Here is a 21,693-nt window from a genome sequence, read left to right as displayed (position 1 = left end):
TATTTAAATTGAAGGATTTATCATCGTCAGGGGGGGCGACCTTGGTCAATCAGATAGTAAAAGCTGTACCTAACTTATTCACAATGGGAAATTTATTGTGCGGTGTGTTTTCAATTACATTGAATATGAGTGGTTTCTTAGAAGTAGCCTCTGTTTTTATTTTCTTTTCTGCCGTTTTAGATCTCCTAGATGGAAGAGTTGCGAGAAAATTAAAAGTGAAAAGCGAATTTGGCGTAGAATTGGATTCCTTAGCTGACATTGTTAGTTTTGGTGTTGCACCTGCTCTTCTATTTCATTCGATAGCTGCACCCTCGGTTTTAACTTCTTTGGCATTCATTCTATTTCCCACGATGGGGGCATTACGATTAGCTAGGTTTAGTGTAAAACCAACTATTGGGTATTTTAAGGGATTACCTATTCCAGCTGCTGGATTACCGCTGGCTGGTATGGGGCTGTTTTTATATAGCAACGCGTGGATTACATTAATACTCGCTCTCTTAATGGTAAGTCCTATTAGGATAAAAAAACTTTAATGTAACGGTCTTTTGAAAAAAAGCTAGTAACCTTTTTAAAAGGGGACAGCTTTTTTATTTTATCTATAGACCTTTCTGTTCCTTAAAACAAGATTAAGAATTCATTAACATTGAAAATGACTCCATTTATCGTGGTAAATTGTAAGTAGATATAATTTGAATGGTTTTGTAATTTGTTAGAAGGGGATGAGTGTAGATGAGTACACATATTCTTGTCATTGAAGATGAGGTTCAGATTGCTCGCGTCTTAAAAGTGGAATTAGAGTACGAGGGTTATCAAGTAACAGTGGAACATGATGGTAAGGCTGGATTAGAAACAGCCTTGCAAACGAAAATTGACTTGATTTTGTTGGATGTCATGCTGCCTGGGCTAAGCGGAATAGATGTTTTAAGAAGATTAAGAAAGGAAAACTGTCATACCCCTGTCATTCTTTTAACAGCTAGAAATACTACTTTTGATAAGGTAGCGGGATTGGACCAGGGAGCTAATGACTATGTCACAAAGCCTTTTGAAATAGAAGAATTATTAGCACGTATACGTGCAGGCCTTCGGAATGCTCCTAAAAAAGGAGAACCCAACGAAGAGATGTCTATTTTGTCTGTGGATGACCTAATCATAAACACAGAAACAAGAGAAGTAAAAAGAGGGAGAAAATCTATTACATTAACACCCAAGGAGTATGATTTCTTGGTGTATCTAGTACTCAATAAAAATAAAGTGGTTACACGAGATAATATTATTCTTAAGGTTTGGGGGTATGAATACGAGGGTGAAACTAACGTAATTGATGTTTTTATTAGACATCTAAGAAAAAAGATTGATGAAGACTTCCCTACTCAATTAATTACTACTATAAGAGGAATTGGTTTTACCATAAGGGAGATTAATGATGAAGATCACAACCAAGATTAATTTATTAACGACTGCTTGGATGCTTTGCATATTAATCCTTATAAATTTCGTTGTTTTTTTATTATTTATGAAAACAACAGTAAATATGGAAGAAGATATGCTTTTTCAAAAAGCAGGAGATATAGTAAAAGATTATAATACAATTCAATCTTTTACTAGTATGAAAGGGGAATTAGAAGATTATTTAACAGAACATTCCTATATCAGAATTATGGATCAAAAGAATAAGCTGATTTATGAGGTGACAAATGACAAGTTACTTTCAAAAAAAATGAAAGGACAATCAACATTAATAAAACAGACTAAAACCCATCTGATTTCTACTGAACATGGGGAAGAGGAAGTATTGATTGTTCGTGTTCCATTTAATAATGGAAATAAAACTTTGGAAATGGGAGAACGATTACGGGGGCTAGAAGCGAGAAAAGAAATGCTTAGGGCAATCTTAATTATTTGTACTGTATTAGCTGCTCTATTATCTTTGCTGGGAGGAAGATGGCTAGCTAATATGATTATGAGACCGATAGCTAATATGATTAAAACGATGGAGGAAATAGAAAAGAGTGGTGTTCCTAAGACCATCACCGTTCAAAATAAGACAAAGGATGAACTCCAAACCTTGGCGAGAACCTTTAATCGTATGATTAATAGGCTACTAATAAATATGGAAAGACAAAAACAATTTGTTTCTGATGCATCGCATGAATTAAAGACACCATTAACAGTCATTAAGAGCTACGCTAATCTTCTAAGGAGACATGGAATAGAAAATAATGAAATGGCAGAAGAAGCACTTAAAGCCATTCATTCAGAGGCAACCAGAATACAAAAAATGACTGAAACTTTTTTAGAATTAGCTACATTAGAGAAAGAAAATGTATTAGAAATAAACGAAGTAAATTTGGTTAATTTATGCAAAGATATTTTAAAACAACTAAAAGATGTTTATAAGCGGGAAATAACATTACAATATGAGGAAATTCCCATCATCATTCGTGCAGATGAATTAAAGATTAAACAGGTCATCATCATCTTGCTGGATAATGCGATTAAATATAGCAATGACAGAATTGAAGTCTTTTTAAAAAAGGATCCGCATCATGCTATCATTGATATTAAAGATTATGGGATTGGGATACCAAAAGAAGAAATAGACAATATTTTTGAACGGTTTTACCGAGTGGATAAAGCAAGGAGCCGAGAAACTGGAGGTTCTGGATTGGGTCTTCATATTGCTAAAAGTATTATAAAACTACACAAAGGTGAAATAAAAATAAACAGCAAAGAAGGGTCAGGAACCAATGTAGAGTTGCTTTTACCAATTAATAATGAAAATTTAAATAAGTAATAGTGAAAAAGGAATAGCCAAATATGTAAGGGCTATTCCTTAAACTTTTACAATTATTACTTAGCTGTAAGTTCGCCTTCTGTTACCCATTTATGATTTGTCACTTTTTCTCCACCAGTTGTCGGTGTGTAATCAACCATATAAACTGTTGTTTGTTGGGCTAAATCTATTACAGCAGTCGCACCCTTCATCCCCTTCATATGGTCTGCCTCTACGATAATTTCATCCCCTGGATTATAGGGCTTGTCACTAGCGTCTTTAATTTCTTCATGTATAATCCATTTGTGATTTGTCACCTTGTCTCCACCGGTTGTAGGTGTATAAGAAATTGTATAAACAGTAGTATCATAAGCTCCTACAATGGTTGCTTCTGCACCATTCATTCCTTCCATATGGTCTGCGTTAATTATTGCATGACTTCCGACTTTGAAAGTTGGATTTTCGGCTTCTTTTAAATCTTCTGGTACTTCACCCGTACTTGAATGATTCATGCCTTCCATACTTTCGTGATTCATATTACTTGAATTCTTTTCTTGACCTGTTTTCTTCTCACTATGATTCATATTGGAATGTTCTTTCCCGTTATTATCATTTGAACACGCTGCTAAAAATAAGACAGTGATCACGGAAAGAAGAAATAGGATAGTACTCTTTTTCATTGTAATTACCTCCATAAATGTAGTTACTCATTAATCTACTGCAAAAATGTGCAGAAATTATGCAGAACGCTTTAAACCTTGTATTAAAACTTTATACCCAATTTTTTAATATAGTGAATCCATTCTACATTTTATTCGTATGTAAATATAACTTTAAAAAAGGTCAAAATAGTGTTAATGCATTTTTATACTTGAAAAATGAATGAACAGAGGTGGATTATAGTTAATGGAATCAAAAGAAGAATTATTAAGAGAACTATCCATAATTGAGAAATGGGAAAAAAGCCAAAGCGGCCTGTGGATTTGGGATCGGATTGGCCGTTTGCCTTTTAAATTATTAGATAAAATTACTCCACAATTTATTCATAACAAAGTTGGGGTATTACTTGAAGAACTAGGCGCATACATACAAAATGGTGGAAAATACTTGATAAATGAAAATAAAATCTACGAGATTCTTGAAAAAGAAACCAATCAATCAATTAATAATGTTTCTGATATTAAGGAAATTCCACTAAATACAATGAAAAAAATTAGCCAAGGAGTAATTGAGAGAAGAAAGAAATTTGCTACATTACAGGGAGCTAGCACGGGAATTGGAGGGATTTTTACTCTTGCAATCGATATTCCTGCTCTGCTAGCCTTATCATTAAAAACATTGCAAGAAATTGCAATCATCCATGGGTATGATCCGAACGATAAAAGTGAACGGATATTTATTGTGAAATGCTTGCAATTTTCCTCAGCAGATATTGTTGGTAAAAATGCCATACTTAATGAGCTTGCTAGCTATTATCAAAGAGGGAATCAATCTAGTGAAATGATGTCACAGTTACAAGGTTGGAGAGAGGTTGTTTACACATACAGAGACCAGTTTGGATGGAAAAAATTATTTCAAATGGTCCCTATTGCAGGCATGATCTTTGGTGCATTTACAAACAGGTCTATGATAGCCGATCTTTCTGAAACAAGTATTATGCTATATCAGAAAAGGAGAATATTAGAACGGATAGAACAAAAAAGCCCAATGAAATAATCCCTCTTGTGTTATAAGAGGGATTATTTGTTAGCTAACATTGCATTTATGTTTATTTACTTCAAGATCAACTGAGTCTTTCTTAAATAAATATACTCTTGGTACTCGTTTCCCAATCAAACAAACGACCTCGTAATTAATGGTGCCCATCCATTCTGCCAGTTGATCTATGGATTGAAAGGAGGAGTGGCTGTTCCCAAAAATGGTCACTTCATCACTTACCGTGCAATTTTCTATCCCCGTTATATCAATCATTGTTTGGTCCATACATACCCGGCCTGTAATCTTAGCATGCTGATCACGAATTAAAACCTTTCCTTTATTTGAAAGAAGACGGGAAAGGCCGTCAGCATATCCGATTGGAAGAGTGGCAATCTTACTATCTTTTTCTGGACTCCAAGTACATCCATAGCTAATTGGCTGAGAAACTTTTACATTTTTTAACGCAGCAATTCTAGTTTTCAGACTCATGGCTTGCTTTAGTTGAATAGGGTGACTTTTTAAAGTCTTATCTGGATACAAACCGTACAAGGCGATCCCAATTCTGACCATATCCATATGCATTTCTGGAAAATTCATAGTGGCAGCACTATTACAACAATGCTTAATTGGAATAGGAATTTGCTTGCTGTCCAAATAGGCCAAGATTGATTCGAACTTTTGTAACTGCTTATAAGTATAAGTGGGATCCTCATTGTCCGCATTGGAGAAATGAGTAAAAATCCCTTCAAGATATACGAATTCAGCAGTCATAACTTTTTCGGCAAGAAGTAATGCCTCTTCAGAGGAAGTCACACCAATTCTAGACATGCCAGTATCAATCTTTAAATGGACATATGCAGTTTTACCTAATTGAGCAGATTGGAAGATAATTTTGTCCAATACTTCATCATCAAATACAGTTAATGTAATGTTGTACTGAATTGCTTCTTTAACTGATCGAGGAGGCGTATAACCTAGAATGAGAATGGGTGTTACTATTCCAGCCTCTCTAAGCTGAATAGCTTCATCTAAAAGAGCCACCCCTAAATAGTCTGCACCTGCCAAAATGGCAGCTTTAGCGACTTCAACTGCCCCATGTCCATATCCATCTGCCTTCACGACAGCCATTAGTTTAGATTGTTGTTGGATAAATTGTCTGAACTGAATCACATTAGCTTGAATATGGTCAAGCGATACTTCGGCCCAAGTATCACGGTAACTCTTTCGATGCATTTAATACCATCTCCCTATAAAGAAAAAATCCCCTCAAGAGTTATCTCGAGGGGATAAATGAATTATTAGTTAGCAGCTAGTTCTTTTTCTAATGCTTTTTCTACTGTTACATAGTCATAGCCTAGATCTTTTGCCACTGCTTCATAAGTGATTTCACCGTTAGCCACGTTCACACCAAGCAATAAAGCAGCATTTTCAGAAATAGCCTTAAATACCCCTTTGTTAGCAATCTGTAATGCGTATGGCACCGTAACGTTTGTTAGGGCAATGGTAGATGTTCTTGGAACCGCTCCAGGCATATTTGCTACAGAATAGTGTACGACACCATGCTTAACAAATGTTGGGTTATCATGTGTTGTTACATGATCGATTGATTCAACAATTCCACCTTGGTCGATAGCTACGTCGACAATCACGGAACCAGGCTTCATTGCCTTAACCATTTCTTCAGTCACAAGCTTAGGCGCTTTTGCACCTGGAATTAATACTGCACCAATTAAAAGGTCAGCTTCAGCTACTGCCTCAGCGATATTGAATGGATTAGACATTAATGTTTTGATTTGATTTCCGAAAATATCATCAAGCTGACGGAGACGGTCTGCACTTAAATCGATAATAGTTACATCAGCACCAAGGCCAATCGCCATTTTAGCTGCATTTGTACCAACGATACCGCCACCAACAATGGTTACTTTCCCGCGGTTCACACCTGGTACACCTGCAAGCAGGATTCCTTGTCCGCCGTTATTTTTTTGTAAGAACTGTGCGCCAATTTGAGCAGCCATACGTCCTGCTACTTCACTCATTGGTGTAAGAAGCGGAAGAGTTCTGTTAACTGATACAGTTTCATAAGCAATGGCAATTACGCCTGACTGCTTTAATGCTTCTGCTAATGCAGGTTCTGCTGCAAGGTGTAAATAAGTAAATAAAATTAACCCTTGACGGAAGTACTTGTATTCACTTGATAAAGGCTCTTTAACCTTCATGATCATTTCAGCTTTAGTCCATACTTGCTCCGCTGTATCAATAATCTCAGCACCAGCTTTAGCATAATCTTCATTAGTGAAACCGCTTCCAATTCCAGCGTCCTTTTCAATTAAAACGGTATGACCAGCATTTAAAAATGAAACAACACCAGCTGGAGTAAGAGCTACACGATTTTCATTATTTTTAATTTCTTTAGGAACCCCAATAAACATTATCTATTTCCTCCCCTTGAAACATTGAATTGATTTGCTATGGCTAAAGTATAAAACGTTTACAAAGGAATTTCTTTGTTAAGAAAGGAGAAAGATTTTCATTCTTTTTGGGGATTTTCACAAAATGTTCAAATCCCCTGGTATTTGGCTAACTTCAAATCGAGAAAAAGCATAATTTTTTGATTGGTGTCCTTGAAATTAACTTCACCAATCTCAGTAATGCGTTTGAGTCGATAATTTAGTGTGTTTGCATGGACATTTAATTCCTTGGCTGCATCATTAATGTTTGAATCCTTATTTAAAAAGACCTCTAACGTTTCAATGAGATTGCTTTTATGTTTTTGGTCATATTCTTGGATTCTTTTTAATGCGTAATTTTCGTATGCTTCATTTTTTCTGTTCTCAAGGATCATTTCAAAGAGCTGATAAATTCCCAGTCGTTGATAACTAAAGATTTTCTTCGTTTCTATAGGGAATTTTTCTTTTATGGATAAAACCACTAATGCTTCCTTATAGGCCTTTCCTATTTTTTGAAAGTCATCATAAATACTGCTATAGACCGGATGGATATTCTTCATTCCATATCGGTCGTTCATTTTTAAAAGGAAGTTTTCAGCAAAATGATCAAGTTCTTGTAAGGGATTCTCGATATGAGATGCTTGTACCAATAAGATCAGTTGGTTACAGTCAATGGTATTTAGCAGAATCTTCATTCGCTGAGCTGTCTTTAATAGATAAGAAATTTCATGTTCTTCTTTAGTTGTGATATTTTGTTGAAACTGAAAAACAAAAACAGCAAAAGAGGATGGGGGAGTAATTTGCAATGTTTGAAAGTGCTGAATAATCTCTTCTTTCTCTTTTAAGTGCTCAGTTAATAGTTTCCAAAAGAATTCTTGGGAGTGTTCTTCTTTTTTATTTTTTCTAGTTTGGAGCTGTAACAGTTTATTTTTTACCGCATCTGCGGCCTTTTTTAACAGGGTAAAGTCCTCTTCCGTTAATGTTTTATCAATCTCTATGGCCCAAATAAATCCTAATACCTCATCCTGCTTCCAAATCGATATCGCCACTCTATCCCCAAGACCTATATCATTCATACTTTTCACACGAATAGGTTCATCCGTTTTTAATAGGGCAGGAATGGTCCCTTCTTTCCATAATTGATTGATTACTTTTTCTGGAACTCTTCGACCAATAATTGTAGATATTCTAGCAGGATCTGTCCGTTCGTCATGTGTACTATAGGCAAGAAGGCGATGATTCGCATCTTCAATAGTGATTGGACACATTAGAACCTGACTAATGATATCGGCAAATTCATCTAGACTTTCAAAGGCTATTTTAAATGGATCATGATGATGTCTTGTGTTCAAAATCGTTTCCTCCACAATAATGGAAATAGTCAATTACTTGTGCATTGGTTACTTTGTCTTTGTTTAATTTTACAAAAAAAATGTAGAAATTTCTCGTATTTCTACAAAAAACTTTGTTCACAAAAATGTTAAGATAATTTCGAGTATTTGTCACAATAGTATTTATTTTCGTAAATACTAATTTGTAAGCGCTAACACATTCTGAAAAGGAGGATTAGAGCTAAAAAAATAATGATTTTCCTTAAAAATAATAGTATTATTTATATTTTAAGAAAGTTTTATTATTATCGGATGTACCTATTATTAAAGGAAATTGTGAGTTTTAACAAAGTGGAGAATGGGAAAATTAGAGGTTTGATGATCAAGGGGAGGTTATGATATGAGTAATAACACTCATGGGAAAGAACTTCATCGTGGATTAGAAGAAAGACATATTACGTTAATGTCATTAGGAGCAGCTATTGGAGTGGGATTATTTCTTGGGTCTGCAACAGCGATCAAAATGGCTGGACCTGGGATTCTGATTGGATATGCATTTAGTGGTTTAATCATGTTTTTTATTATGAGGGCCCTTGGGGAAATGGCTATTCAAAAACCTGTTGCAGGGTCATTTAGTAAGTATGCAAGAGACTATTTAGGACCACTTGCAGGGTACATTACAGGCTGGAACTATTGGTTCCTATGGGTAGTAACCTGTATGGCAGAGATTACAGCCGTTGGAATCTATATGGAATATTGGTATCCGGATGTTCCACGCTGGATTTGGGCGTTAGCAGCTCTTGTCATCATGGCTACGGTTAATTTTCTTGCAGTAAAAGCATATGGAGAACTCGAATTTTGGTTTGCATTGATTAAAATTGTTACAATTCTGGCGATGATCGTTGTCGGAGCGGGGATGATTTTCTTCGGGTTAGGAAATGGCGGAATTGCAACTGGTATTCATAATTTATGGCAACATGGCGGTTTATTCCCTAATGGAATAAAGGGGGTTTTACTGTCATTACAGATGGTTATGTTTGCATACCTTGGCATTGAAATGATTGGTGTTACTGCAGGTGAGGTAAAGAATCCAGAAAAATCTCTTGCAAGGGCCATTGATTCTGTGTTCTGGCGTATTCTTATTTTTTACGTAGGTGCTTTGTTCGTGATCATGTCTATCTATCCTTGGGAAGAAATTGGAACAAAGGGAAGTCCGTTTGTACTTACATTTGAGAAAATTGGAATCCCCGGTGCAGCAGGAATTATTAACTTCGTTGTACTGACAGCTGCACTTTCATCTTGTAATAGTGGAATTTTTAGTACCGCAAGAATGTTGTTTAACCTTGCAGAGCATGGAGAAGCACCGAAGAATTTTGGTAAGGTTACGAAAAATGGTGTTCCAGGCATGGCTGTTATAGCTTCTGCTGGTGCTTTGTTAATCGGTGTTGTCTTAAATTATATTGTTCCGGCAAAAGTCTTTACATGGGTTACGAGTATTGCTACATTCGGAGCTATTTGGACATGGGCCGTCATCCTTTTATCACAAATTCGTTACCGTAAAACGTTAAAGCCAAGTGAAATAAAAACATTAAAATATAAGGTGCCGTTCTTCCCTTATACCTCTTATATTGCCTTAGCGTTTTTAGCTTTTGTTATTGGTTTGATGGTATATAATCCAGATACTCGAATTGCGTTAGTAATTGGGCCGCTATTTTTAGTATTCTTGGTGGCAGTTTACTATATGAAAGGATTCCATAAGAAAGAATCCCTTCAATCCTCATCGAAAAAACGTGTAAGCTAATGGAAAAGAAAGCAGTGGAATTTTTCCACTGCTTTTTGCTTTGTTATTTTTCTGTGTTCCGTTCGACTGCTAACAAGTTCCGTTTGGAGGGCCAGAATGCCCATTTTCCGAGTAGCACCGTAAGCGCAGGAACTAGTAATGGACGAACAATAAATGTGTCTAACAAGACACCGATTGCTGTGATTGTGCCAAAGTGGACTAGTACTTGAATTGGCAGAGTAGTTAAAATGGCAAAAGTTCCTGCGAGAATTAGTCCCGCAGAAGTAATTACAGCACCAGATTCAGCCACTCCTTCTTTAATGGCTTGAAGCAGAGGCATTTCCTTGCTCTTTTTCCAAATACTCGAAATCATAAAGATGTTGTAATCTTCCCCTAATGCGACAATAAATACAAAGGAATAAAGAGGAATAAATCCTTGGATTGCGTCTACATCAAATAGATAATGCAAAACGACCCAACCAAGGCCAAGCGCACTGAAGTATGACAACAGAACCGTTCCTATTAAATAAAGCATGCTAGTAATTGAACGAAGATAGACTAATAATAGTAAGGCAATGATACCAATAACAATGGGGATGATAACAAATGCATCATCTGTTGTCGTTTGTCTGGTATCAAATTGTACGGCAGTTTGACCACCTATCCAAACTTTTTTAGAAGTATCAGCAATACCATCATTTTTCATGATAGATTCAATCTTCTTTCGGAGGTCAGGGATATAATCCATGGCTTCATTTGAGTATGGATTAACGTCTAATTCCACATTGTAGCTAACGATATTTTGCTCCTGGGCTCCTTGATTTGGATCAGAGACATGTGCTACGTATGGCAGCTTTTCTACACCAGTTTTAACTGAACTTTCTTTCCCGTCTGTTTGCAGGATCACTTGAACAGGGGCAAGCTCACCAGGATTGAAGTGCTCAGCAATTAAATCAAATCCCTCTCTTGATGGCATATCCTTTGGAAATGAAGATAAGGTATCGTACGTATATTGAATCTTAGTTGAGAATAAAGCGAATACACCTAGAAAAAGAATGGTAGCCGTCATTAGAAACTTCGGTCTTTTAATAATGAAATTTCCAAGCTTTAATCCAAACCCTTCTTTCTTTCTTTTTACTGGTATGGATTTTCCTTTCTTACGTGCCCGTTCTTCTTGCATCTCTGTTGTACGAGGTATGAGCGGGAAGAAGGAGACTCTGCCAAAAATGCTTAATAGGGCTGGAATCAAGGTTAAGCTGGCAATCATCATAATTAATATGGATACGCTAAAAGGAATAGCAAAACGATGGATGGCACCGTATTTTGATAACAATAACACTAACAATGAAAAAACAACGGTTAGACCACTCATAGCAATGGCTCCGGACGAACCTTTTAAGGAGCGAATCATTGCCGCACGTTTATCTTTTTCCACTTCTAAATAGCTTCTGAATCTAGATATGAGAAATAAGCAATAATCTGTACCAGCTCCAAAAAGGAGTACGGTCATGATAGAAAGTGCTTGTGAATCAAAAACAACCCAGCCTGCCTTACCAATTCCACCAAGTATTGGGCTTATGACACCATAAGCAATACCAACTCCAAGTAAAGGAATGAAAGCTAAAATAGGAGAGCGATAAATGACTAATAAAAGTACTAGGACAATAGCGACTGTTCCGAGAAGTAGGGAAAGGTCTCCCTGACTAAAGAGCTCTGTTGCATCTTGTGCGATACCGGCAGGACCTGTTACCCGCAGAACTAACTTGTTTGCATCTTTAATTTTTGCTTTCGTTGGATCTGTTGAAAATATCGAAGCTGATTTATCTTTTAATTGTTTTATTCCTTCTGCAATCTTTTCCTTGTCTGCTCCCTTTTTAAAGCTTAGGGGCAAAATGAGTGTTGTTCCATCCTTAGATAACTGTTCCTTTAGTACAGGGAGTGGGAACTGATAAAAAGGAACAATTGTATCTTGGGATGAAACTGGATTTTCCGTTACTTCCTTTGTATATTGCTGAATAAGTGAAAGATCATTGTCTGTAATCCCTGAAGCTCGGTACCAGGTTAGGAGCGCAGGAGTCCCTGAACTTGCTGGAAATTCCTTCTCGGCAATTTTATTTGCTTGCTCCGACCAAGTTTCCTCCTCTAAATTTGGTGCCATTTCATTCTTTTGCGAATTGGCTTGAGGAAGAGTCACGTTTAGAACAGCGGCAAGGACGAGCCAAGCCAAAAGGACAATCCATCTTCCTTTTTTACCACTGACTGCATTTCCGTAATTTTCCATCCATTTTTTCTCCAATGTAGTTCACTCCAATCGAAAATTTCCCTTATCAATTGATAAGCTATAGGCAAAGAGAAAAGGCTGTTATTCAGCCTTCTATTTAACGACTAATCCCTTTTAAAAAAATTTCAACAATGAGATTGGCTTTATGCTTTATCATTTCGGTTTGTTCATTCTTTGGTAAGCTTCCAATGTTTGAGGGCTGCAGGATGGATTTAATAATGTTAAGTATTAAAAAAGCCATCTCAGTAGAAGTTGAATCAATCTCTTCTGGATTTTTTATTTCTCCATTAGAGACCCCATCATTAATCATTGTAACTATTGGCATTAGAAACCCTTTTACCCATAATTGATGAACTCGTTGCTGATCTTCAGGGCTTATTTCATGCTGCATGTCATGAAACATTTGTGACATATCCATTTCAAAATGCACCATCATGTAGGTGGTAATTTGAGCGAGTCTATCTTCAAAGGCTGTAAATTGAGTTAAGATCCCATTTAAGTCCTTTTCAGTGTGATGGAGTGCATGCTCGATCACTGCCACATATAGTGTTTGTTTGTTTTTAAAGTGATGGTATAGAGCAGGTTGGGTTATGCCGCATAGGTCAGCAATTTGCCGAGTGGACACCGCACGGTATCCATATTCCATAAATAAACGCTCGGCGGTTTGGATTATGATTTGATAGGTTTCTTTAGGATTTATTTCATCATTATGCTTAAAATCTTTACCCATTTTAGACATAGGGTCCTTTCGAAATAAAATGCTTATCAGTTGATAAGTAAACTATATAGAAAAAATAGGAAAATGTAAAGTGAGTAAAAAAGAAATTTTTTTCCATACTAACAAGAAAAAAGTGGGGGTACCTCAGTGAAAAAATGGTTTTCAATTTGCATGACAATTACAGTATTTTTAGGAAGCTGCAGCTATACGAAGGCCCAAACTGTCCAAGGGGCACCAGCCAAGCTACATGAACAAAATACTATGTCTGTATTATGGTTTCAACAATCCGGTGAAGCTGAAGCTTTATATTATCAAGGCTATAACTTAGGAAAATTAAGATTAGATGATTACTTAAGAAAAAAGAAGTCGCACACTAGCTTAAAGCCAGCTATTGTTCTGGATATCGATGAAACGATATTAGACAATAGTCCATACTTGGCTTCGTTTGCTGTTTCAGGGAATGGAAACCCTTTTGATTGGAGTAAGTGGTTTAACCGAGCAGAAGCCAAGCCCCTTCCCGGTGCACTTGAATTCTTAAAGTATGCAGATTCTAAAGGGATTGAGATATTTTACATATCAAACCGTTTCGAAGCACAAAAGAATGCAACGATTAAGAATTTACAAATGGTTGGTGCTCCACAAGCAGATAGAGACCATGTCCTTTTACTTCAACTAGGTGAAAAAGGGAAAGCATCAAGGCGCCAATATGTAGCCAAAACACATGACATTGTCCTATTATTTGGCGATAATTTAGGCGATTTTAGTGAATTTGAAGGATTATCCGTCACAGAAAGAATAAAGGAAACGGAAAAATACAAAGATTTTTGGGGGAAGAAGTTCATCGTTCTACCTAATCCAATGTACGGAGATTGGGAAGAAGCCATTTATAATTATGATTATAGGAAAACGGACGAAGAAAAAGCTAAACTTAGGAAAGAAAACCTTGAGACAAGATAGCAACCCAAGAGAGGCTGACTTATTAGTAAAGAGATCAGCCTCATTGTTTTGGGAAAATTTATCACTTTGGACCATATTTTTCGTTGGACGTCCTAATAAAATAAGAGTATAGTAGACTCCATGATTATGGGTAATAGGAGGACTATTATGTTTGGAATAACATTACCGCAATCATTCTTGCAAATGAACACGATATTTATTTCAATACTGATTGAGGCACTGCCTTTTGTGACGCTGGGAGTTCTGATTTCTGGTATCATTCAAATTTTTGTTACAGAAGAAATGATAGCGAGGATTATGCCGAAAAATAAAATCCTAGCTGTCATTTTTGCTTGTTTTCTAGGGATTTTATTTCCATCATGTGAATGCGGGATTGTTCCCATTGTTAGTCGTTTAGTATCAAAGGGTGTACCTATCTCAGCCGGGATTGCTTTTATGTTAACTGCACCGATTATTAATCCTGTTGTTTTGTTTGCGACTTATATCGCATTCGGAAGCGATTGGAAAATTGCGATTTATCGTGCTATAGGGGCCATCGTTGTTTCCATTCTGGTTGGTATATTAATTGCCTATGGCTATAAGGATTCTCCATTTAAAGAACAATTTCATCACCATCATGTCCATCGAGAGAAGAGTTTGTTAAAGAAAATATGGCAAACACTTGAGCATGCAGTAGAAGAATTTTTCTCAATGGGTAAGTATTTAATTATAGGCTCCTTAATTGCTGCAGCCGTACAAACGTATGTTAAAACAGCTACACTTGTTTCAATAGGTCAAGGCCCAGTATCATCTTCCTTCGTGATGATGACACTATCATTTATTTTATCTCTATGTTCAGAAGCGGATGCCTTTATCGCGTCCTCGTTCAGAACGACTTTTTCTACAGGATCACTATTAGCCTTTTTAGTATTTGGACCAATGATCGATATCAAAAATTTAATGATGATGTTGGCAACATTTAAGAAACGGTTGGTATTTATGATTGTGACAGGCGTAACAGTTACCGTTTTTCTATACTCTTTATTGTTTTAGGGAGTGATTATTATGATAAGAAGTTTAATACTCATTGGATTTACTTATTTTTTATTTCATTTGCATATTACCGGAGATATTAATAAGTATATTAATATGAAATATTCCTATTTATCTGCAACTGCAGGTTATGCCATGTTGGTCTTAACAATTGTTCAAATATTCATGCAGAACAAGGAACAGTCTAAAGAGCATGAGTGTGGCCATGAACATTGTGGACATAATCATGCTAAGGAAGACAAATGGTACAAAAAGCTAATCGTTTATCCGATTTTTGCTTTCCCAATTATATCTGGACTTTTTTTTCCGATAGCCACACTTGATAGTAATATTGTAAAGGCGAAAGGATTTCATTTTCCTATTTATGATGAAGGAAAAGGGGATTCGTTCATGCAGCAACAATTCCTACGTCCTGATACGAGTGTTTATTACGGGAAAGATGCGTACGATGTGCTAATGCAAAAAGAAAAAAAGAAGTATATTAATAAAGAGACCATTGTTATCAATGATGAAAACTATTTAAAGGCAATGGAAACTATTTATAATTACTCAGGAGATTTCCTTGGGAAAGAAATAGAATTTAAAGGCTTTGTTTTTAAGGATAGTGAAACGGTAGATAAGAATCAGCTTTTTGTATTCCGTTTCGGAGTCATTCATTGTATTGCAGACTCAGGTGTATTCGGGATGCTTGTTGACATGCCAAAGGGAACTAACCTAAAAAATGATGAGTGGATTCGTGTAAAAGGAGAAGTCTCAACGATTTATTATCAACCCTTTAAAATGAATATTCCTTATTTAAAAGTTAAAGAGTGGTCAAAGACCACGGCTCCAAAAGAACAATACGTTTTTAGAGGATATTAAAAAGACACCGAATTTTCCGGTGTCTTTTTACTTGAAATTAGAAATGATAGTATGAAAAAAAGACAATTAGTTCTTCACATTCTTAAGGATGTTAATAGCAAAAAGGATAATGCCTAATACCATTAAGGTTCCACCGACTGCAACGGCAGGTCCTGCAGCCTCTACTCCAGATACTAAGAAGGCGAGCCCAATCATCATGATGGGCAATGCAATATTATGGAGCCAAAAGTGAACCTTCGCTAAAGTTGTTTCCGCCGCTGTTGGAAAAGCTACATAAATAAGTCCAGCAAGAGTCATGGCCGTCCAACCTAATAAATTAATGTGGACGTGAACAGGAGTAAAATCAAACTTCCCAGTCATTGACATAAACATGCCTAAACATACCCCAACGACAAAATAACAGACAGATATCTTAATAAACTTTATGCCCATTTTCCTGCCTCCTTTTACCTAAAAATAGTACCTACAGTAGTAAATATGTGACAAAAATGTGAACTAGAACATTGAATTTTAGGGACAATGGCGATTTTTTAAATGAAAAAGAGCAACCGCGGGTTGCTCTTCCTTAGAAAAAGGCTTTAATTCCTACTAATATTAGTCCAATTAGAAATCCACATACAGCTCCGTTTACACGGATCCATTGAAGGTCTTTTCCGACATTTGTTTCCACCATTTTAATGAGTGTTTTGTCATCAAGCTTTTCTAAATTTTCTTCTACCAACTTGCCAATTTTTTCGTGATTTTTATCTACAAAATTAGAAATTTGCGACTTAATCCATCCCTCAAGCTGACTAACCTTTTCTGGATTTGCTTCAATTTGCTCAAGACTATTTTTTATAAGGGGAAGCAGGTAGTCATCGAAAAAGGTAGGTTCTGAAACAAAATCAATGCCCTTTTTCTGAAACTGATTTAGAAGATCAATTATTTGTTCTTGTGGCTCCCATTTATTAATAAGATGTGTTTTGAGGTTATTTAGTTCACCATACAACTGTTCATCATGTTTTATCGAATGCAGTTTGGTGTGAATATGACTGATTAACGATTGTCTATTTTGATTAGAAGGGTCCCGATAGCTATCAACCCCTTTTAAGATAAGGTTTTGAATAATATTACCGAGCTTTTCTTCATTAACAAGGCTGCTAAAGGATTTTAAAGCGAACTGCATAAATCCATCTGCTTTAATATTTTCAACGGCGTCCACTGCCATTCCGCCAAGCCTATATTTTGTACTATCCTTTTGAGCCCATTCGTCGATTTCTTTTAGAATATAATCCAGCGTTTTTTCATCATATTTTCTGACCATCACTTGATCAATCAGAAGTGGAAGATAGTCTTTACTATCTAATTTATTTAAATGCTCTTTTATTTCTCTTTCAATCATTGGTGCTATTTTTTTACTATCGATTTTCATAATAAAATGCTGAATAAGTGTAATGAGATTTTCCTTGACCCCTTGTGAAGTAATTTCTTTATGAAAAAGAGCAAATAGTTTTTCAGTAAAAGGAATGTTCTCAATTTTACTTCTTATACTTTCTTTGGTTAACCAATCATTTTCTAGCATGGAGATAATTCCAGCAATAATTCTTTTTCGATTTTTGGGCAGAAGGGCTGTGTGTGGAATGGGAATACCTAATGGGTGCCGGAATAAAGCAGTCACAGCGAACCAGTCAGCCAAACCACCTACAAGACCCGCTTCGAATCCTCCCTGTAAAATCATACCCCATATTGAATGCTGTAATGGAAGGGTAGCTAGAAAACCTACTCCCATCACAGCAAGAGAAATTGTTGCTAAATGCTGTGATTTATTTTTCTGTTTTTGCATACTACTTGTGCCCCTTTAATAATATTTACTAATGCTATTATCTCAATTTAGCAGAAAAAAAAGCAAAAAAAAACATCCGATATATATGATTGCAAGAATTCAAGCCGAAAAACTCCTCTCAAGATAGAGAGGAGTTTTTTTTCTTTGGTTTTATATGAGTGATTAATCCATCTAGGTCTGTGAGATAAAATTGGATTTCGGGTGCTTTCTTTAAATAGTGGTCTTGTAATAACTGATAATAATTCACTCTGTGCTGGGGATCAAATTTTAACATAGGAAACTCCTTATGGTCCTTTACATATTGGTCAACAGCCTTTTGCACGATGTCCATTTCGATGGGGATTTGTTTTTCATTTTCTTCAAATAAATCATAAGTTTCTTTAGACATATAGAAATTTTTAGATGGGACACCTCCGAGGATGGGAGCAAGTTGGTTGAAGTCGATACTATGATCCTCTTTAACCAAAATGGTCCTGTAGGCACCCTTTGGTAAATTATCCGAAAAGGTTCTCACCGCTTTTCGGACTTCATCGATACTAACCTCTATAATGGGATAGTCTTTAATTTGTTCCTCTTTTGGTTCAGGCACCTCATTTTTTTGTGAGGTTAAAAAATATTTATGAACCAATGAATAAACGGTAGCCCCACCAACACCAATGCCTAGAAAAATACCAATTAGAGTAAATACAGGGTAGATATCATAACGATTATCTAATAAATCACCTAGTTTATAGCCCGCAAAAACGGAGATAGCAATTGCTATACCAAAAACCATATTCAAGGATACTGCTTTCATTAGAAAGTTTGTGGATTCATTCCAATGTTTATCTCTTTGTGACTGTCCATTTTTAAAAAATGTTTTAATTTCTTTTCTCATTTCCTCAGACACCTTATTTTCTTCAAGAAAAGCCTCAAGATATGCTTCCTCTGATTTATTTTCATTCTTTAACAGACACGCTGTTTTTTCAATAGAACCTTTTGTGTAGTGAACATAAATCCATTTCTCTTCTAATCCAATTTCTAGGTTTTCCGTAATTCTACCTAAATATTTAGTGAACTTGTGTTTCATACATTATGCCCCCTCTTTTATTTGATCTGAGTGTGAAAAGGGTCGGGCATGATGAAGAAGGGTATCTTCTTTTGCTTTTTTTACTATATCTTTCGCCTCTACTTTAGCGTCATGTATAAGTAGCTGTGCTTCATTCTCAGAATAAGTTCGGATCTCTCGGGCTTCTTTTTTTGCCTGTTTAAGAACGACCTTACTCGCTTCTAAGTTTTGTTCAGCTTCCTGCTTATACTGTTCAGTTAAAAGTAGTTGTTTTTCGATGTGGTGTTTCCTCTTCTCGAGAATATCCACCATTTTTTTAAAAACTAATTTTTTTAATATAAAAACAAGAATGGTAAAAATGATAGCTTGATAAATCATGGTCCCTAAAGAAACTGGAAGTCCGAATAATGAAAAGTCGCCCAAAACAATCAACTCCCTTCAAAATATTATGTTAATCGGTGAGCAATATAAACCATTGTTAGAGTGACAAAGATATAAGCCTGTATCGCGCCAATAAAAATACAAAATGCCTGCCAAATCAACATAGGGACAGATGCCAGAGCAGCAATAATAAAACCATGGTTTACTGCATTTGCTAACAGGGCAAGAAGGATTTCCCCTGCATAAATATTTCCAAACAAGCGTAACCCTAAGGTTAAGGTTGTTGCAAGTTGTTCTACAGCATTGATAGGAAAAAATAATGTAAAGGGTTTGAAAAAGCTAAGAGCAAAATGCTTAAATCCCTTCATACGGATATCAATAAAATGTGTATAAGCTATTATCATTATAGCCAGTGTCATGGTTACATGTGCATCAGCAGTTGGAGATTTCCACCAAGACACAGGATGATCTTCAGCAGTAACAATTAAAAATGGTACTCCTAAAAGATTTGAAATAAAAAGATACATTAGTAAGACTACACCAGTGGATAAGATGAATAAATTGTTAGAGTTTCCAATTGAGTTATTCATAATATCCTTAACAAACTCTACAATCCATTCCATCAGATTTTGCCATTTATTAGGAGTGTGTAAGGAAGAATTTCTTGTCAATAGATAGGCAATGAGGAAAACAATAATAGCAGCAATAGTTGTGGTAAGTAGAATGGATAAATCAAACGTTAAATAAAACATTGTTATTTGTGGCCTCGTATGTTCCAAGATGTCCAACCCCCTTTTATTAAAAATTGAATGGACTTAGTGTGGAACGTGGAGAGAATAAGAATACTAATATCATCTATATTATAAACAAAATTTGTTATTATTGTAAGATAGTTCACAATTTATTGCTAATTTTCTGAAAAATAAAACTAATAATGTGAAAAATATTAATAAGCTAAATTACTTACAATGAAAAAAATTTATAAAAAAAGTACATTTTTTTGTAACCTTTATAAACTTTCCTCGTCAGATAAGTTGTTGTAAAATTAACAATGCATAAAAAGAGAAATTGGGGGAAATCAAGATGAAGAAAAAATTTTTATTAGTCGTATCTGCATTAACAATGGCAATTGGACTTGCTGCTTGTTCGAGCTCTGATGAAACAAAAACTACAGAAAAGAAAGAAGTAACAAAAGAAGCAGAAGCACCGAAAGTTGATGTTAAAAAAGAATTAGTTAAATTCTATATGGAGCTTGGAAAGAGAATCAATGCAAAAGATGGGGATTTAAATGCTTACTTAGCAAAGGCTGCTAAAGCAGCTGCACCAGATGCTAAACCTGAGGATGCACCAACGGCTGAGGAAAAAGCAAAAGCCAGTGAAGCAGCAGCTGCTGTTGCTGCTGATTTAAATAGTGTGCAAGTACCTGATGCGCTAAAAGATCAAAAAGCTGATCTTGAGGCGGCTGTGAAAGATTATGCAGCATCTTACCAAGCAAAAGCGGACGAATTGAAAAAGGATGCACCATCATTAGATGCGGCAGATGCAACTTTTGCTCAAGGTGAAGAAAAACTTAAAACCGTATTTGAGAGTGCAAAACTAATGGCACCAAGCTTAGATAAGCAAGTAAATTAATTTACGTCAAAACAAAAGGTATCCACTAATAAAAATGTGGATACCTTTTGTTTTTATTGGAACGTTAATTAATTGTAGTTTTATATTCTTCCTTGAACGTAACTAAAATCTCATCCACCAAGTCATCAGCTGATAGGTATGTTTCCGTATCTTCAAAAAACCATACATCATTTCCCTCTACAAAAAAGGTAATTCCATTGATTTCTTTTACATATCCAGCATTTGCAGGAATCTCAGCTGAAAAAGCAAGACTGTAACCCTTATGCTTCTCACCAAATCCTGCATATTGAGGAAACATGCGAATACTAAATGGTTTATTGAATTCAAATTCTTTCGTAAACCATGAGGTAGCTTTTTCGTCAATTGAAATAAACATATTTATACACCAACCTTTTCCTAGTTGATTATCAATTTAAGGCCAGAATGAAGGCAAGTAATGATTGTTAATTGCCTTTTTCCTTATATTGAAAGAGTATAACTTTTCTATTGGTTTGCCTGTGATAAAATTCACGGTTAACGCACACCAGTGACCTAATTAAAAAAATGTTCATTTTTTCGATTCGATTTGTTCACATGTGTGAAAAAAATCAATAACTTTCACTAAAAAAAGGGGTTTAATTAAATTAGAAATAAAATTCACCTACTCGGAGGATTATATGAATAAAGATTGGACGAAGGATTTAGAGCATGATGAATATGAGCACGATATAGACCTGATTATAAGTGATGCATTATTAGCAATAGAAGAAACTAAAGCTGGTTGTTTTGTTAATCTAGTAACATCTGCTGTGTTTGGAAATCCGGTGGACTATTTACAACCCTTAATCCAAGAGCTGTATGCAGAACATGTGAGAATAAAATTTATTGACCAGTGTGGGTGTGGAGGGTATGTACTGAGGGTTTGGAAATTGAAATAAGACATAATATAG

At 35.7% G+C, this 21,693-nt stretch carries 22 protein-coding genes; 10 read left to right on the top strand and 12 right to left on the bottom strand.

Translation table 11 applies throughout. The features are described from left to right. Positions 1-41: 41 nt before the first annotated feature. The 3 genes from pssA to QFZ87_RS21710 all read left to right on the top strand — a co-directional run bounded on the left by pssA (position 42) and on the right by QFZ87_RS21710 (position 2,794). Positions 42-533, top strand: coding sequence for a CDP-diacylglycerol--serine O-phosphatidyltransferase (gene pssA / locus QFZ87_RS21720; protein ID WP_309866142.1), 492 nt, complete (start codon positions 42-44; stop codon positions 531-533). Positions 534-729: 196 nt separating this feature from the next. Beyond that, the gene (locus QFZ87_RS21715) at positions 730-1,446 is read left to right on the top strand and encodes a response regulator transcription factor (RefSeq protein WP_309866138.1); all 717 of its coding nucleotides are present in this window, start codon (positions 730-732) and stop codon (positions 1,444-1,446) included. An 85-nt stretch (positions 1,447-1,531) separates the two neighbouring features. Next, on the top strand, positions 1,532-2,794 hold the full coding sequence (locus QFZ87_RS21710) for a sensor histidine kinase (protein ID WP_309866134.1): 1,263 nt from the start codon (positions 1,532-1,534) through the stop codon (positions 2,792-2,794). Between the two features lie 56 nt (positions 2,795-2,850). On the opposite strand, the gene QFZ87_RS21705 is transcribed toward QFZ87_RS21710, so the two are convergent. After that, positions 2,851-3,453 carry a YdhK family protein gene (locus QFZ87_RS21705; RefSeq protein ID WP_309866131.1) on the bottom strand — a complete coding sequence of 201 codons (603 nt, stop codon included), beginning with the start codon at positions 3,451-3,453 and terminating at the stop codon, positions 2,851-2,853. Between the two features lie 226 nt (positions 3,454-3,679). On the opposite strand from QFZ87_RS21705, the gene QFZ87_RS21700 reads away from it, so the two are divergent. Continuing rightward, entirely contained in the window at positions 3,680-4,489 is an 810-nt protein-coding gene (locus tag QFZ87_RS21700; protein WP_309866127.1) for an EcsC family protein, read from the top strand. A gap of 30 nt (positions 4,490-4,519) precedes the next feature. On the opposite strand, the gene alr is transcribed toward QFZ87_RS21700, so the two are convergent. From alr to QFZ87_RS21685, 3 genes are all read right to left on the bottom strand, one after another. After that, positions 4,520-5,704 (bottom strand): alanine racemase, encoded by a 1,185-nt coding sequence (gene alr / locus QFZ87_RS21695; RefSeq protein WP_309866125.1) that lies wholly within the window; start codon positions 5,702-5,704, stop codon positions 4,520-4,522. 65 nt (positions 5,705-5,769) lie between these two features. Then, positions 5,770-6,903 carry an alanine dehydrogenase gene (ald, locus tag QFZ87_RS21690; protein WP_308080686.1) on the bottom strand — a complete coding sequence of 378 codons (1,134 nt, stop codon included), beginning with the start codon at positions 6,901-6,903 and terminating at the stop codon, positions 5,770-5,772. A 128-nt stretch (positions 6,904-7,031) separates the two neighbouring features. After that, the gene (locus tag QFZ87_RS21685; RefSeq protein WP_309866121.1) at positions 7,032-8,273 is read right to left on the bottom strand and encodes a PucR family transcriptional regulator; all 1,242 of its coding nucleotides are present in this window, start codon (positions 8,271-8,273) and stop codon (positions 7,032-7,034) included. Positions 8,274-8,652: 379 nt separating this feature from the next. Between QFZ87_RS21685 and alaP the strand changes: the two genes are divergently transcribed. Next, entirely contained in the window at positions 8,653-10,053 is a 1,401-nt protein-coding gene (gene alaP, locus QFZ87_RS21680) for an alanine permease AlaP (protein ID WP_309866119.1), read from the top strand. Positions 10,054-10,096: 43 nt separating this feature from the next. Here the strand turns inward: alaP and QFZ87_RS21675 are convergent, their stop codons facing one another. Continuing rightward, positions 10,097-12,313 carry an MMPL family transporter gene (locus QFZ87_RS21675; protein ID WP_309866117.1) on the bottom strand — a complete coding sequence of 739 codons (2,217 nt, stop codon included), beginning with the start codon at positions 12,311-12,313 and terminating at the stop codon, positions 10,097-10,099. Positions 12,314-12,410: 97 nt separating this feature from the next. Beyond that, positions 12,411-13,052 (bottom strand): TetR/AcrR family transcriptional regulator, encoded by a 642-nt coding sequence (locus QFZ87_RS21670; protein ID WP_309866115.1) that lies wholly within the window; start codon positions 13,050-13,052, stop codon positions 12,411-12,413. Between the two features lie 150 nt (positions 13,053-13,202). On the opposite strand from QFZ87_RS21670, the gene QFZ87_RS21665 reads away from it, so the two are divergent. The 3 genes from QFZ87_RS21665 to QFZ87_RS21655 all read left to right on the top strand — a co-directional run bounded on the left by QFZ87_RS21665 (position 13,203) and on the right by QFZ87_RS21655 (position 15,881). Then, a complete protein-coding gene (locus QFZ87_RS21665) occupies positions 13,203-13,988 on the top strand; it encodes a 5'-nucleotidase, lipoprotein e(P4) family (RefSeq protein ID WP_309868032.1) in 786 nt (261 codons plus the stop codon). Positions 13,989-14,135: 147 nt separating this feature from the next. Then, entirely contained in the window at positions 14,136-15,020 is an 885-nt protein-coding gene (locus QFZ87_RS21660) for a permease (RefSeq protein WP_309866113.1), read from the top strand. A gap of 12 nt (positions 15,021-15,032) precedes the next feature. Then, positions 15,033-15,881, top strand: coding sequence for a TIGR03943 family putative permease subunit (locus QFZ87_RS21655; RefSeq protein ID WP_309866110.1), 849 nt, complete (start codon positions 15,033-15,035; stop codon positions 15,879-15,881). A gap of 66 nt (positions 15,882-15,947) precedes the next feature. On the opposite strand, the gene QFZ87_RS21650 is transcribed toward QFZ87_RS21655, so the two are convergent. The 5 genes from QFZ87_RS21650 to atpB form a co-directional block, all read right to left on the bottom strand. Beyond that, entirely contained in the window at positions 15,948-16,313 is a 366-nt protein-coding gene (locus QFZ87_RS21650) for a cytochrome-c oxidase (protein WP_309866107.1), read from the bottom strand. 133 nt (positions 16,314-16,446) lie between these two features. Continuing rightward, entirely contained in the window at positions 16,447-17,703 is a 1,257-nt protein-coding gene (locus tag QFZ87_RS21645) for a DUF445 domain-containing protein (RefSeq protein ID WP_309866106.1), read from the bottom strand. Between the two features lie 118 nt (positions 17,704-17,821). Next, positions 17,822-18,772 (bottom strand): AtpZ/AtpI family protein, encoded by a 951-nt coding sequence (locus QFZ87_RS21640; RefSeq protein ID WP_309866105.1) that lies wholly within the window; start codon positions 18,770-18,772, stop codon positions 17,822-17,824. A 3-nt stretch (positions 18,773-18,775) separates the two neighbouring features. Next, positions 18,776-19,174, bottom strand: coding sequence for a F0F1 ATP synthase subunit B (locus QFZ87_RS21635; protein ID WP_309866103.1), 399 nt, complete (start codon positions 19,172-19,174; stop codon positions 18,776-18,778). Positions 19,175-19,197: 23 nt separating this feature from the next. Beyond that, positions 19,198-19,911: a F0F1 ATP synthase subunit A gene (gene atpB / locus QFZ87_RS21630; RefSeq protein ID WP_396133941.1), complete on the bottom strand. Its 714-nt coding sequence runs from the start codon at positions 19,909-19,911 to the stop codon at positions 19,198-19,200. Between the two features lie 304 nt (positions 19,912-20,215). Between atpB and QFZ87_RS21625 the strand changes: the two genes are divergently transcribed. After that, entirely contained in the window at positions 20,216-20,764 is a 549-nt protein-coding gene (locus QFZ87_RS21625; protein WP_309866102.1) for a hypothetical protein, read from the top strand. A gap of 64 nt (positions 20,765-20,828) precedes the next feature. Here QFZ87_RS21625 and QFZ87_RS21620 read toward each other — a convergent pair whose 3' ends face one another. Next, on the bottom strand, positions 20,829-21,140 hold the full coding sequence (locus tag QFZ87_RS21620; protein ID WP_309866101.1) for a HesB/YadR/YfhF family protein: 312 nt from the start codon (positions 21,138-21,140) through the stop codon (positions 20,829-20,831). 280 nt (positions 21,141-21,420) lie between these two features. Between QFZ87_RS21620 and QFZ87_RS21615 the strand changes: the two genes are divergently transcribed. Further along, positions 21,421-21,681 (top strand): CGCGG family putative rSAM-modified RiPP protein, encoded by a 261-nt coding sequence (locus QFZ87_RS21615; protein WP_309866100.1) that lies wholly within the window; start codon positions 21,421-21,423, stop codon positions 21,679-21,681. Positions 21,682-21,693: the final 12 nt, after the last annotated feature.

This window comes from Bacillus sp. SLBN-46 (assembly GCF_031453555.1).
Taxonomy (GTDB): domain Bacteria; phylum Bacillota; class Bacilli; order Bacillales; family Cytobacillaceae; genus Neobacillus.
This window is presented reverse-complemented; position numbering and strand designations above follow the sequence as displayed.

Coding starts and splice junctions, on each gene's coding strand:
- QFZ87_RS21715 (WP_309866138.1), top strand. CDS start 730: ATGAGTACACATATTCTTGTCATTGAAGATGAGGTTCAGATTGCTCGC.
- QFZ87_RS21710 (WP_309866134.1), top strand. CDS start 1,532: ATGGAAGAAGATATGCTTTTTCAAAAAGCAGGAGATATAGTAAAAGAT.
- QFZ87_RS21705 (WP_309866131.1), bottom strand. CDS start 3,453: ATGAAAAAGAGTACTATCCTATTTCTTCTTTCCGTGATCACTGTCTTA.
- QFZ87_RS21700 (WP_309866127.1), top strand. CDS start 3,680: ATGGAATCAAAAGAAGAATTATTAAGAGAACTATCCATAATTGAGAAA.
- alr (WP_309866125.1), bottom strand. CDS start 5,704: ATGCATCGAAAGAGTTACCGTGATACTTGGGCCGAAGTATCGCTTGAC.
- ald (WP_308080686.1), bottom strand. CDS start 6,903: ATGTTTATTGGGGTTCCTAAAGAAATTAAAAATAATGAAAATCGTGTA.
- alaP (WP_309866119.1), top strand. CDS start 8,653: ATGAGTAATAACACTCATGGGAAAGAACTTCATCGTGGATTAGAAGAA.
- QFZ87_RS21675 (WP_309866117.1), bottom strand. CDS start 12,313: ATGGAAAATTACGGAAATGCAGTCAGTGGTAAAAAAGGAAGATGGATT.
- QFZ87_RS21670 (WP_309866115.1), bottom strand. CDS start 13,052: ATGTCTAAAATGGGTAAAGATTTTAAGCATAATGATGAAATAAATCCT.
- QFZ87_RS21665 (WP_309868032.1), top strand. CDS start 13,203: ATGACAATTACAGTATTTTTAGGAAGCTGCAGCTATACGAAGGCCCAA.
- QFZ87_RS21660 (WP_309866113.1), top strand. CDS start 14,136: ATGTTTGGAATAACATTACCGCAATCATTCTTGCAAATGAACACGATA.
- QFZ87_RS21655 (WP_309866110.1), top strand. CDS start 15,033: ATGATAAGAAGTTTAATACTCATTGGATTTACTTATTTTTTATTTCAT.
- QFZ87_RS21650 (WP_309866107.1), bottom strand. CDS start 16,313: ATGGGCATAAAGTTTATTAAGATATCTGTCTGTTATTTTGTCGTTGGG.
- QFZ87_RS21645 (WP_309866106.1), bottom strand. CDS start 17,703: ATGCAAAAACAGAAAAATAAATCACAGCATTTAGCAACAATTTCTCTT.
- QFZ87_RS21640 (WP_309866105.1), bottom strand. CDS start 18,772: ATGAAACACAAGTTCACTAAATATTTAGGTAGAATTACGGAAAACCTA.
- QFZ87_RS21625 (WP_309866102.1), top strand. CDS start 20,216: ATGAAGAAAAAATTTTTATTAGTCGTATCTGCATTAACAATGGCAATT.
- QFZ87_RS21620 (WP_309866101.1), bottom strand. CDS start 21,140: ATGTTTATTTCAATTGACGAAAAAGCTACCTCATGGTTTACGAAAGAA.
- QFZ87_RS21615 (WP_309866100.1), top strand. CDS start 21,421: ATGAATAAAGATTGGACGAAGGATTTAGAGCATGATGAATATGAGCAC.